The organism is Alteromonas salexigens (genome assembly GCF_025628895.1).
GTDB classification, from domain to species: Bacteria; Pseudomonadota; Gammaproteobacteria; order Enterobacterales; family Alteromonadaceae; genus Alteromonas; species Alteromonas salexigens.
In genome coordinates this window covers 169,266-180,859 of the sequence record NZ_JAOTJC010000011.1, presented here as the reverse complement: position 1 = coordinate 180,859, position 11,594 = coordinate 169,266, and the positions used below count along the sequence as shown (strand labels likewise).

Below are 11,594 nucleotides of genomic sequence, written 5' to 3'. Positions count from 1 at the left end.
AGAAACTGATATCGGATTTTGAACCCTTCAAAAGATCGGTCAACCGATCATTAAATTCTTAACTGATCGGCATTAGGCGCCCTGCCCGGCTTTTTTAGTTCTGTAATCCTACCCTCGCGCAATATTTCTCCCCGGATACCACATCAGCAAGCCCCACAGGTTGTCGACAATCCAAGCCGTATACATTGACGGCGACGTGAATTATCACTATATTGTCGACACTTCGAATACTTATAGAGAATTGCCTCACTATGTCACTTGCTGTCGAACAACCGGTTACTAACGCTGACCGTACGTTTTTCCAATTACGCAAGGACATTGTAGAAGGGTTGATCCCCGCTGGCTCTAAACTCAGTGAAACTGAGTTGTCGACAAAATACGCTGTCAGCCGCGCGGTCATCCGCGAAGCTATCAGCCGCCTGATGAGTTGTCACCTTGTAGAACGTCGTGCCAACGTGGGCGCCCGCGTGGTAGCGCTTTCGCCCGAGGGTCTGGTTGAGCTGTATCAGGTTCGCGAGGCACTCGAAGGCATGGCGGCCAGACTGGCAGCGAAGAACATGAGTGAACAGCAGGTACAAGATCTGCAGGCGTTGCTGGACAGTCATTTTGACAAGGTGAAAACCGGCGAAACTTACTACCAGGAAGCGGGCGATGTGGACTTTCACTATCGCATTATCCTTGGCAGTAACAATCAACACCTGATCGCGGTACTGGTGGATGGTCTTTATCATCTGGTTCGAATGTACCGGGTTCAACTGGGTATGGCCGGACCGCGGGTGACCACTGCCTTTGACGAGCACCGCAATATTGCCCAGGCCATTGCTAACCGCGATGAAGAGCTGGCCGAAATGCTGATGCGCCGGCACATTCTCTATTCAAAAAATAATATCGAAAACAAATTACGTCATCTCTCACCCTAACGAAAAAGAGACCTACTATGAGTGCAGGAAAAAAATTCAGACAGGCGCTTGCGAACAACAAGCCGCTGCAAATTGTCGGCACCATTAATGCCTATACCGCCATCATGGCGAAATCAATCGGTCATCAGGCCATCTATTTGTCTGGCGGCGGCGTAGCCAATGCTTCGTATGGCCTGCCCGACCTGGGCATGACATCGCTGAATGACGTCATTGCCGATGTGCAGCGAATCACCTCAGCTTGTGATCTGCCACTACTGGTAGACATTGATACCGGTTGGGGTGGCGCTTTCAATATTGCCAAAACTATCCGTGATATGGAAAAAGCCGGCGCAGCAGCCGTGCACATGGAAGATCAGGTGGCTCAGAAGCGTTGCGGTCATCGACCGAACAAAGCCATTGTATCTACCGATGAAATGGTAGACCGCATCACCGCGGCCGTAGATGCCCGTACCGATCCGGACTTTTTCATTATGGCACGCACTGATGCGTTTGCGCAGGAAGGACTGGATGCCGCAATCGCACGCGCCAAGGCCTACGTGGCAGCTGGTGCCGACGGCATTTTTGCTGAGGCGGTGCAAACAGAAGAACATTACCGCGCCTTTGCCGACGCCCTCGATGTTCCTATTCTGGCTAATATTACCGAGTTTGGTAAAACCGAACTGTGGAATAAACAGCAGCTGGGTGACTGGGGAGCGGCTATGGTGCTATACCCGCTAAGCGCTTTCCGGGCGATGAATAAAGCGGCAGAAACCGTTTATAAGTCTATTCTGGAACAGGGCGATCAGAAAGCCGTCACTGACATGATGCAGACGCGGATGGAACTGTACGATTACCTTGGTTACCACGAGTACGAGAAGAAACTCGATGACCTGTTCGAACAGGGCAAAAACAGATAACAAACACCCGGCACCCGCCGGTGCCGGTTATAACAATTACGACTCTACAACATACAGAATTCAGGAGAACTCCTAATGGCGAAGCAACTAAGTGGTGCAGGCCTGCGCGGCCAGGTAGCCGGCAAAACCGCATTGTCTACCGTGGGCATTACCGGCTCGGGTCTAACGTACCGGGGCTATGATGTAAAAGAGCTGGCTGAGAAATGTCAGTTTGAGGAAGTTGCCTATCTTATCCTGAAAGGCAAACTGCCAACCGAACAAGAGCTTGCAGACTACAAGGCCCGCCTGCGTAGCCTGCGTGGCCTGCCGCAAGCGCTCAAAGATGTGCTGGAACGCATTCCTAAAGACGCCCACCCGATGGATGTATTGCGTACCGGCTGTTCAATGCTGGGCAATCTGGAAACCGAAGAAAATTTTGACCAGCAACAGGATGTCACCGACCGTATGCTGGCGTGCTTCCCCAGTATTATTTGCTACTGGTACCGGTTTACTCACGATGGCGTCAAAATTGACGTAGAAACCGATGATGACTCTATCGGCTCCCATTTCCTGCATATGCTGCACGGCGAAAAGCCCAGTGAATTGCACGCCCAGGTCATGCATGTCTCACTAATCCTGTATGCCGAGCATGAGTTTAACGCCTCCACGTTTACGGCGCGGGTATGTGCCTCCACGCTGTCCGATATGCACTCGTGTGTGACCGGTGCCATCGGCTCGCTGCGCGGTCCGCTGCATGGTGGCGCTAATGAAGCTGCAATGGAAATGATTGAAGGCTTTACGTCGCCTGAGCATGCAGAAGAAGAAATGCTGGGCAAACTTGCCCGCAAAGAAAAAATCATGGGCTTTGGTCATGCTATTTACTCTGACTCTGATCCGCGAAATGAAATTATCAAAATGTGGTCAGAGAAATTAAGCAAAGACGTGGGCGACGACGTGCTTTACCCGGTTTCAGTACGCTGCGAAGAAGTCATGTGGCGGGAGAAAAAACTGTTCTGTAACGCCGACTTTTTCCATGCGTCTGCCTACAACTTTATGGGAATTCCCACCAAGCTGTTTACGCCGATCTTCGTCATGTCACGTCTTACTGGCTGGGCTGCTCACGTCATGGAGCAACGTGCCGACAACCGGATTATTCGCCCATCGGCGGAATATACCGGTGAAGAACTGCGTAGCGTACCCGCCCTCAAAGACCGTAACTAAAAATCTCAATGAAGGCCGCCTGAGCATGTCAGGCCGGCCTTCATGCAGATTAAGGGACACTCATGAATATCGATTACCGTAAACCGTTACCCGGCAGCAAGCTGGATTTCTTTGACACCCGCGAAGCTGTAAATGCCATCGAGCCCGGTGCCTACGAAACCTTGCCATATACTTCCCGGGTGCTGGCCGAAAACCTGGTCAGACGCTGCGATCCTGCGATGCTGACCGACTCACTTAAACAGTTAATCTATCGTAAGCGTGACCTCGACTTTCCCTGGTATCCAGCCCGGGTGGTGTGTCACGACATACTGGGACAAACCGCGCTGGTCGATCTGGCCGGACTACGCGACGCCATTGCCGAAAAAGGCGGTGACCCGGCCAAAGTAAACCCAGTGGTACCCACGCAGCTGATCGTGGATCATTCACTGGCCGTTGAGCATGCCGGTTTTGAAAAAGATGCATTTGAAAAAAACCGCGCCATTGAAGACCGCCGCAACGATGACCGGTTCCACTTTATCAATTGGACCAAAACCGCCTTTAAGAATGTGGATGTGATCCCGCCCGGTAACGGCATCATGCACCAGATTAACCTGGAAAAAATGTCGCCGGTTATTCAGGCTCGCGACGGCGTGGCGTTCCCCGATACGCTGGTCGGCACCGACAGTCACACGCCACACGTAGACGCACTCGGTGTCATCGCCCTTGGGGTGGGTGGCCTGGAGGCGGAAAGCGTCATGCTGGGCCGTGCTTCGTATATGCGTCTCCCCGACATTGTGGGGGTTGAACTCACAGGCAAGCCACAACCAGGCATTACCGCCACGGATATTGTATTGGCCCTGACAGAGTTTCTTCGCAAAGAACGCGTGGTATCGGCGTACCTGGAATTTTACGGCGAAGGCGCCCGCCACCTGACCCTGGGTGATCGGGCGACTATTTCTAATATGACCCCGGAGTATGGTGCGTCTGCGGCCATGTTCTACATTGACGAGCAAACCATAGACTACCTGAAGCTCACCGGTCGGGAAGACGACCAGGTGGCACTGGTAGAAAATTATGCCAAACATACTGGCTTGTGGGCAGACGATCTTGCGACGGCAGAATACGAACGGGTGCTGACCTTCGACTTGTCGTCGGTAGGCCGCAATATGGCCGGCCCGTCTAATCCCCATGCGCGCTTACCTACCAGTGATCTCGCCGCCCGCGGCATTGCCGGCGAAGTAGAAAACCCGGAAGATGGCAGCATGCCCGATGGCGCCGTCATTATCGCTGCCATTACCAGCTGTACCAATACCAGTAACCCGCGCAATGTGATTGCGGCCGGTTTGCTGGCCCGCAATGCCAATCAACGTGGTCTGATGCGCAAGCCATGGGTGAAAACCTCACTGGCCCCGGGTTCCAAGGCGGTAAAACTGTACCTGGAAGAAGCCAACCTGATGAGTGAGCTGGAAGCGCTGGGATTCGGTGTGGTGGCCTTTGCCTGTACTACCTGTAATGGCATGAGCGGGGCGTTAGATCCTGCCATCCAACAGGAAATTATCGATCGTGATCTTTATTCAACGGCCGTGTTATCAGGTAACCGCAACTTCGATGGCCGCATTCACCCGTATGCCAAACAGGCCTTTTTAGCATCACCGCCTTTGGTGGTGGCCTACGCCATTGCCGGTACGGTGCGCTTTGATATTGAAAAAGACATACTGGGCACCGACCAGCAAGGTAATCCGGTCACGCTGAAAGATCTGTGGCCATCAGATGAAGAAATCGACGCTATCGTGGCGCAAAGTGTTAAGCCAGAACACTTCCGTAAAGTGTATGAACCTATGTTCGACCTGGCCGTGGACTACGGTAAACACATCAATCCGCTGTATGCATGGCGCGAGCAAAGCACCTACATTCGCCGTCCCCCTTACTGGGAAGGCGCTATGGATGCCGAGCGCACCATGACCGGCATGCGGCCACTGGCGATTTTAGGTGACAACATCACCACCGATCACCTGTCACCGTCCAATGCTATTCTGGCTACCAGTGCCGCCGGTGAATACCTGGCGAAGATGGGTCTGCCAGAAGAGGACTTCAATTCCTATGCCACGCACCGGGGCGATCACCTGACAGCCCAGCGTGCCACGCTGGCTAATCCCAAAGTGTACAACGAAATGGTCGTGGAAAACGGGGAAGTGAAGCAGGGTTCCCTCGCCCGTCTTGAGCCAGAAGGAAAAGTGGTACGCATGTGGGAAGCGATTGAAACCTATATGCAGCGCAAACAACCCCTCATCATTGTGGCCGGCGCAGATTATGGTCAGGGCTCTTCCCGCGACTGGGCGGCGAAAGGCGTACGGCTGGCCGGCGTGGAAGTGATTGTTGCAGAAGGTTTCGAGCGTATTCACCGCACCAACCTGATAGGGATGGGCGTATTACCGCTGGAGTTTAAACCCGGCACTACCCGTAAAACACTGGGCTTGGATGGTTCAGAAACCTACGATGTAGTGGGCTCACCCGCACCGGGCGCCACCCTCACACTGCGCATCCATCCACAGGCAGGCGACACCGTAGAGGTGCCGGTAACTTGCCGTCTGGATACTCAGGAAGAGTTGTCAATTTATGAAGCAGGCGGTGTTCTGCAGCGGTTTGCCAAAGACTTCCTTGAAGCTGAGGAAGTAACTCAGTAAATCGCCGTTACGGCACCACGATATAGCGCTGGCCGCGAAAGCGCTGGCGCTTTTTTTACCCGGCAGCCCCTATCGGCTGCCCATTCAGTGAGAGTATTTGCGATGGCACATGCACCACAAATTCGGATCCCGGCTACTTACATGCGTGGCGGCACCAGCAAGGGCGTATTTTTCAACCTGGCGGACTTACCTGAGCAAGCGCAGCAGCCAGGACCCGCCAGAGACGCATTACTGTTACGGGTTATCGGTAGCCCGGACCCTTACCAGAAGCACACCGATGGCATGGGCGGTGCAACTTCCAGTACCAGTAAAACGGTGATCCTCAGCAAAAGTGACCACCAGGATTTTGACGTCGATTACCTGTTTGGACAGGTGGCCATTGATAAGCCCTTTGTCGACTGGAGCGGCAACTGTGGCAATTTAACTGCCGCGGTAGGCGCGTTCGCTATCAACAATGGTTTGGTCGACCGCGACCGCATTCCCGACAATGGCATAGCGGTGGTACGTATCTGGCAAGTGAATATCCAGAAAGCCATTATCGCCCACGTCCCTATCACCAACGGTGAGGTACAGGAGACCGGCGATTTTGAATTAGATGGCGTAACCTTTCCCGCGGCCGAAGTGCAGGTCGAGTTTATGGATCCCGCAGACGGTGACGGGGCGTTGTTCCCTACCGGTCGCCTGGTAGACCAGCTTGAGGTGCCTGATGTCGGCACGTTTGAAGCTACCATGATCAATGCCGGTATTCCAACTATCTTCATTCAGGCTCAGGATCTCGGTTATACCGGTACCGAGCTGCAGGGCGATATTAATGAAGATCCGGCCGCACTGGCGCGCTTTGAAGCAATTCGTGCGCACGGCGCGGTAAAGATGGGCTTAATTAATGATGTGGGTGAGGCAGCTGCCCGGCAGCATACCCCCAAGGTGGCCATGGTGGCGCCCCCACGCAATTACCAGGCGTCCAGTGGCAAAGACGTACTGGCGGCGGACATTGACCTGTCAGTGCGGGCGCTGTCGATGGGCAAACTTCATCACGCCATGATGGGCACAGCGGCAGTCGCCATTGGCACCGCCGCAGCTATTCCCGGCACACTGGTCAACCGCGCCGCCGGCGGCGGCGAGCGCAAGGCCGTGGTATTCGGCCACCCTTCCGGTTCACTGCGGGTGGGAGCCGAAGCGGTAGCACAGGGAGAAAGCTGGCAGGTCACCAAGGCCGTGATGAGCAGATCTGCACGGATCTTAATGGAAGGCTGGGTCCGGGTCCCGGCAGACAGCGTCTGATCAGCCCAGGCCGGGTCAGCTGTGGGCAAAGCTGGCCCGGCTGCCGGCAAAACCTGGCTTATTGCCTATCACATCCATGACTTGCGGCTGCGTTCAGCGCTGTCGAGCAAGATATTCGCTAACCGGTTAGCGGTGGTGACGGGCAGGAACGGCACCGTCACCTGCCCACTCGCCAATACTACTTTCAACGTCGCCACGCCTGCCCGGGCCATGAGTACACTTTGCACCACCGTGACCTGTTGTGCTTTATATAATTCAAAACACTGGTAGTCCACACCAAGCCGTCCACTGCGCACATACATATACCGTTTATCGCAGGCTACCCCCCAACGCCACCAGCGCAACCACAGCAAACCGCTGATCACCAGTGACAGGGTAAGCAAAATAGCCGCGGCATCCCATACCTGCAAAAACACCAAAGCAGACAGAGCCAGGATTGTGGGTGGCCAGATCCATACGCCAAGCCAGTGCATCAGATAGCGCAGACTGATACCCTCATACTCTTTCTGATACATCCGGCTATCCGGCATGGCTTGCTCAACCAGCTCCCGGGTTTCGGCGACCGTCACCGACGGAACCAGCAACTTGTTGGGCGACATCAGGTCGGCATGCTGCTGCGCCGTCGAGGTATTCTGTTCAAAATACAAATTTACCCGCTTAAGCAACATATCCAGCCAGTCTTGCTTCGCCCGTACCAGCTGAATACGCGAATGGCGCATGCTGACTTCCTGCTTATTCAGTAACCCGCTGCGGCGAATGTAACGGTCATGGTGACGACTCAGGGTATAGTCATAGAAGGTCAGCAGGGCTCCCCCTACTGACAACAGCGCAATTATCGCCATGATAATGGTTACAAAGCTGATCACATAAAGTGTCAGCTGCCACCAGGCGAAGGTCTGCTCCCCTGCCAGTTGGCCGAGCTGCAAGCCCCGCGCGCCCAGCCATTCGGCCGCCCGGGTGGAGATGGTGTCATAGAAGGGCGCGGCGGCACCGAGCAATATCCACACGCGGTTGTTGGTAATACCGTGAATAACCAGATCACCAATAGAGCGCCGGTTGAGCACTTCTTCCCCGGGCTCACTGACCGGCGTGCTACTGGTCACGGCAGTCTCGTGCTGCGCCGGGGTCGCCGGGCTTTGATGCCAGGCTAATACCTGCTTACGCAGCTGTTGGGCGTAAGCGTGAGGAACAGCCACAATTCTGGCTTCTTCTTCGGCACTGCCCGCCGTATCCAGAACCACCAGCGCAAACTGCATCGGCCGGTAGTACAGCGGCTGCTCAATCTTAACGTTCTGTATGCGCCAGAAGGGCAGGTTTACGTGCCGGCGATGAAATACCCCATCACGAATTTCCACATGCTGATCGTGGACGCGAAAACGGTAGAAAAGATAGCTCACCACCCCACTCAGTGACAGCCCCGTTAACACCAGGATCAAAACCGGCACCGTATAAGGCGAATTTTGTAAATCGAGCACGTTGGCACTCACCGCCAGCGCAGGTACTACATAGATAAGGAACTGGGCCAGCTTTTTCAGGTTACTGGTGGTGAAGTAAACGATGGAAACCGGGGACAAACGACGCCAGCTATCACCGTTATCCACCTGACTGGTATTAGCGCCCTCGGCGGGCCGGGTTTCTGTATTGACTGTGCTCACCGTGCGTCCAGCTCTTTATGATCCAGTATAAACTGGCGCAGTTGCGCAGCACGACGAGGGGTGAGCCCGGGGACCTCGAAGGTATGAGCGCTGCCCCCCGCTGAAAACACTTGCAGCCGGGCAAGGCCGGCGAGGCGCTCCAGCGGGCCGCGTTTTAGCTCAATATGCTGTACGCGCAGAATAGGCTGGCAAACCAACACGCGAAAGAACAGCCCACGCTGTAACACCAGATCCTGTTCGCGAACCGCGTAGCGTATCAACGGATCTGCCAGCCAGTGATAAACAAGATTCACCAGCCCCACGCTGATAATAATGCCTATGGCAACCGGGTAGGCCAATATAAACGGCTCAGGCGGCGTAAACCAGGGCTGAAAACGCAGCGCACTGAGGATCAGACATAGTCCTAACATAATCGCCGCCCAGGTTAACAGATTGAGGATCCGGTAACGGGGTGAAATGGGCACAGTCTCAAGTTCACGGATGTCAGGCAGTGCGGCAAGGGCCACTGGCTGGTTGGTATAGGTTGTGGGATCCACTTGCCTCGTTTCCTTATCAGTCGTCAATATTTTGCTCGTTAAGCCAGTCATGCAACGCTTTCAGATCGTGCTGCATGGCCATCTGCAGCTCTTCTACCCAGTCATGGACATTTTGCCACCAGGCGGGGTGATCGCCCTGCTGAATTTGATTGGCAATTCGCTGTACCCGGGATAACCCCACCGAGCCCGCCGCGCCTTTGATTTTGTGCGCTTCTGCGCACACATCGTCCTTTTCGTCGGCACTCAGGCTCAGCACCAGGATTTCCAGGTATTCCGGCGCTTTATCCTGGAATACTTTTACGCTGGCACGCACCATATCCTCACCAATCGTATCCACCAGCATTTGCAGTAAATCCATATCAAGTATGGTGGTCAGCGCTTTCGTTGTGTCGGGCTTCTGTTCCTCCTCGTCGCTACCAGGCGCAGCGTCAGGCTCACTGAAAAGCTCGTTAAATACTTCAATTACCCGGCTTTTTTTGATGGGTTTGGCGATGACATCATCCATGCCATTTTGCAGATACTCTTCGCGCTTCTTAATCACATTCGCGGTGAGCGCCACAATGGGGGTCTGCATCACCAGATCTTCTTCATGCAGTGTAGACGCCACATCGAAACCGGTCATATCGGGTAACTGAATATCCAGCAGGATGAGGTCGTACTGGGTAGCCCTGGCCTTATCGATGGCGTCCTGCCCGGTCATTGCTACATCAACCTGTTGGCCGAGTTTTTCTAACAGTGCCTTGGCGACCATGACGTTAAGCTCAATGTCTTCGACCAACAGGATTTTCAGACCCGACACCTGCAGTTTCGCCGACTGCATGGGTTTAGTAGAAATTTGTAACGGCAGCTCGATTTCAAACCGTGTGCCCCGGCCTACTCTGCTGGTAACCCGGATATCACCGTGCATCAAATCAACCATCTGCTTACAGATAGCCAACCCAATGCCGGTTCCCGTGGCTGACTGATGGTCGGGATGATCCACCTGGTAATACATGGCGAAGATTTTATCCACTTCCTCTTCCGGGATACCCACGCCGGTGTCTTCCACCACAAAGGTCACCAGACTGATGTCGTTATTGGGGCGGGTGGCTGACACGCTGAGACTCACATGGCCCTTTTGCGTGAACTTCACGGCGTTGAACAGGATATTCCATAAAATTTGCCGTAGACGTGTGCCGTCCACCTCCACCAGCTGTGGCAACGGCTCGTTGATGGTGGTGCGCAGTTCCAGCGCTTTATCCTGTGCCAGCAAACGTATGATGCTGCTCAGTTCTTCGGTGAAGTCTTTCAGCGAAACCACCTTCAGGCTCAGTTCCAGCTTATCGCGGTCGAGCTTGTCTAAGTCAATAATGTCGTTAAATATGTTGCCCAGCGTGATGGCACTGGCGTAAATTGTACTTACCCAGTTGAATTGTTCCTCTGACAACTCGGTATCGCGCAACATCCGGCTTAACCCGACGATACCGTTCAGTGGGGTACGCAGTTCATGACTGATGGTGGCAATAAAGCGGGTCTTGTCAGTATTGGCTTTTTCGGCCGCACTTTCTGCCTGTTTGCGTTCCGTCATATCCCGGCCAAAAGCAAGCAGCCCCAGGCGATTACCGTTTTTATCGAAAAACGGCACCCGCCGCATTTCGAAGTAGCGACGGCGGCCATCGGCAAACCGTAACCACAATTCATCGGTAATACTGGCATTGGTTTCCAGCACTTCCTGGTCGCTTTCGACAACCTGACGGGCGAGATCCTCTTCATAAACGTCATGTGGCGTGAGACCCAGTAACTCTTCTTCGGTTTTACCGGTCATCATTTCGGCTACCCGGTTACACCCGGCGAAGCGCCCTTCTTCATTGCGGTAGTAAATCAAATCTGGCGAGGCATCAATAATAGACCGCAACAAAGTGGATAAGCGTCTGGCCTGTTCTTCCTGTTCCGATTTGTCCTGAATTTCCTTTTCCAGATCTTTAAATACAGCTTCGCGCTCCTCCTGAGCATGCTTTCGTTGCTCTATTTCGTGATTGAGCTGACGAATATTGCTTTGCAGCTCCCGGTTAAGAAAAACATCCTCTTCGCGCAGGCGCTCAAGCTGACTCACCACCTCTTTCAGGTTCGTCCGGGAGTTTTCCAGTTGCTTTACCAGCTCACTAAAGAAATATAACACCCAGGGTGCACTTAACATGGTCAGCACCACCGCGCTGATAAAGTCATCCGGGTCCACCTGACTGCCCATCGAAACACGAATGACGTAGGAACCGCCCAGCGTGAAAAACAGCGTCAGGACAACAAACAAAACGCTTAGCTTAATCGTGCCGAAACGCTGTACAAACTGGGCAAAGCGAATGGCCCATGAATCGTTGGGGGTATCTGAATGCATAGGTATAACAACAAATAAACGTGGCGATTATCCTAGCAGGGTTTGCCCACCAGGCAAACGACTTGCTACGTC

At 53.9% G+C, this 11,594-nt stretch carries 8 protein-coding genes; 5 read left to right on the top strand and 3 right to left on the bottom strand.

All coding sequences use genetic code 11. The features are described 5' to 3' along the window. Nucleotides 1-251: 251 nt before the first annotated feature. The 5 genes from OCL06_RS12810 (at nt 252) to prpF (ending at nt 6,960) form a co-directional block, all read left to right on the top strand. Nucleotides 252-920, top strand: a complete 669-nt coding sequence (locus tag OCL06_RS12810; protein ID WP_262995155.1) for a GntR family transcriptional regulator — start codon at nt 252-254, stop codon at nt 918-920. Nucleotides 921-937: 17 nt separating this feature from the next. Further along, nucleotides 938-1,816, top strand: a complete 879-nt coding sequence (gene prpB / locus OCL06_RS12805) for a methylisocitrate lyase (protein WP_262995153.1) — start codon at nt 938-940, stop codon at nt 1,814-1,816. A 75-nt stretch (nt 1,817-1,891) separates the two neighbouring features. Continuing rightward, nucleotides 1,892-3,016 (top strand): bifunctional 2-methylcitrate synthase/citrate synthase, encoded by a 1,125-nt coding sequence (prpC, locus tag OCL06_RS12800; RefSeq protein ID WP_262995151.1) that lies wholly within the window; start codon nt 1,892-1,894, stop codon nt 3,014-3,016. Nucleotides 3,017-3,078: 62 nt separating this feature from the next. Continuing rightward, the gene (acnD, locus tag OCL06_RS12795; RefSeq protein ID WP_262995149.1) at nt 3,079-5,679 is read left to right on the top strand and encodes a Fe/S-dependent 2-methylisocitrate dehydratase AcnD; all 2,601 of its coding nucleotides are present in this window, start codon (nt 3,079-3,081) and stop codon (nt 5,677-5,679) included. Between the two features lie 102 nt (nt 5,680-5,781). Beyond that, the gene (prpF, locus tag OCL06_RS12790) at nt 5,782-6,960 is read left to right on the top strand and encodes a 2-methylaconitate cis-trans isomerase PrpF (RefSeq protein WP_262995146.1); all 1,179 of its coding nucleotides are present in this window, start codon (nt 5,782-5,784) and stop codon (nt 6,958-6,960) included. 68 nt (nt 6,961-7,028) lie between these two features. On the opposite strand, the gene OCL06_RS12785 is transcribed toward prpF, so the two are convergent. Genes OCL06_RS12785 through arcB form a run of 3 tightly spaced genes read right to left on the bottom strand, consistent with a single transcriptional unit; the run spans nt 7,029 to nt 11,522 of the window. Beyond that, nucleotides 7,029-8,615, bottom strand: coding sequence for a PH domain-containing protein (locus tag OCL06_RS12785; RefSeq protein ID WP_262995144.1), 1,587 nt, complete (start codon nt 8,613-8,615; stop codon nt 7,029-7,031). Next, complete coding sequence (locus OCL06_RS12780; protein ID WP_262995142.1) at nt 8,612-9,151, bottom strand: PH domain-containing protein; 540 nt, start codon at nt 9,149-9,151, stop codon at nt 8,612-8,614. Before OCL06_RS12780 ends, OCL06_RS12785 begins: the two co-directional genes overlap by 4 nt. Nucleotides 9,152-9,167: 16 nt before the next feature. Continuing rightward, nucleotides 9,168-11,522, bottom strand: a complete 2,355-nt coding sequence (arcB, locus tag OCL06_RS12775) for an aerobic respiration two-component sensor histidine kinase ArcB (RefSeq protein ID WP_262995140.1) — start codon at nt 11,520-11,522, stop codon at nt 9,168-9,170. Nucleotides 11,523-11,594: the final 72 nt, after the last annotated feature.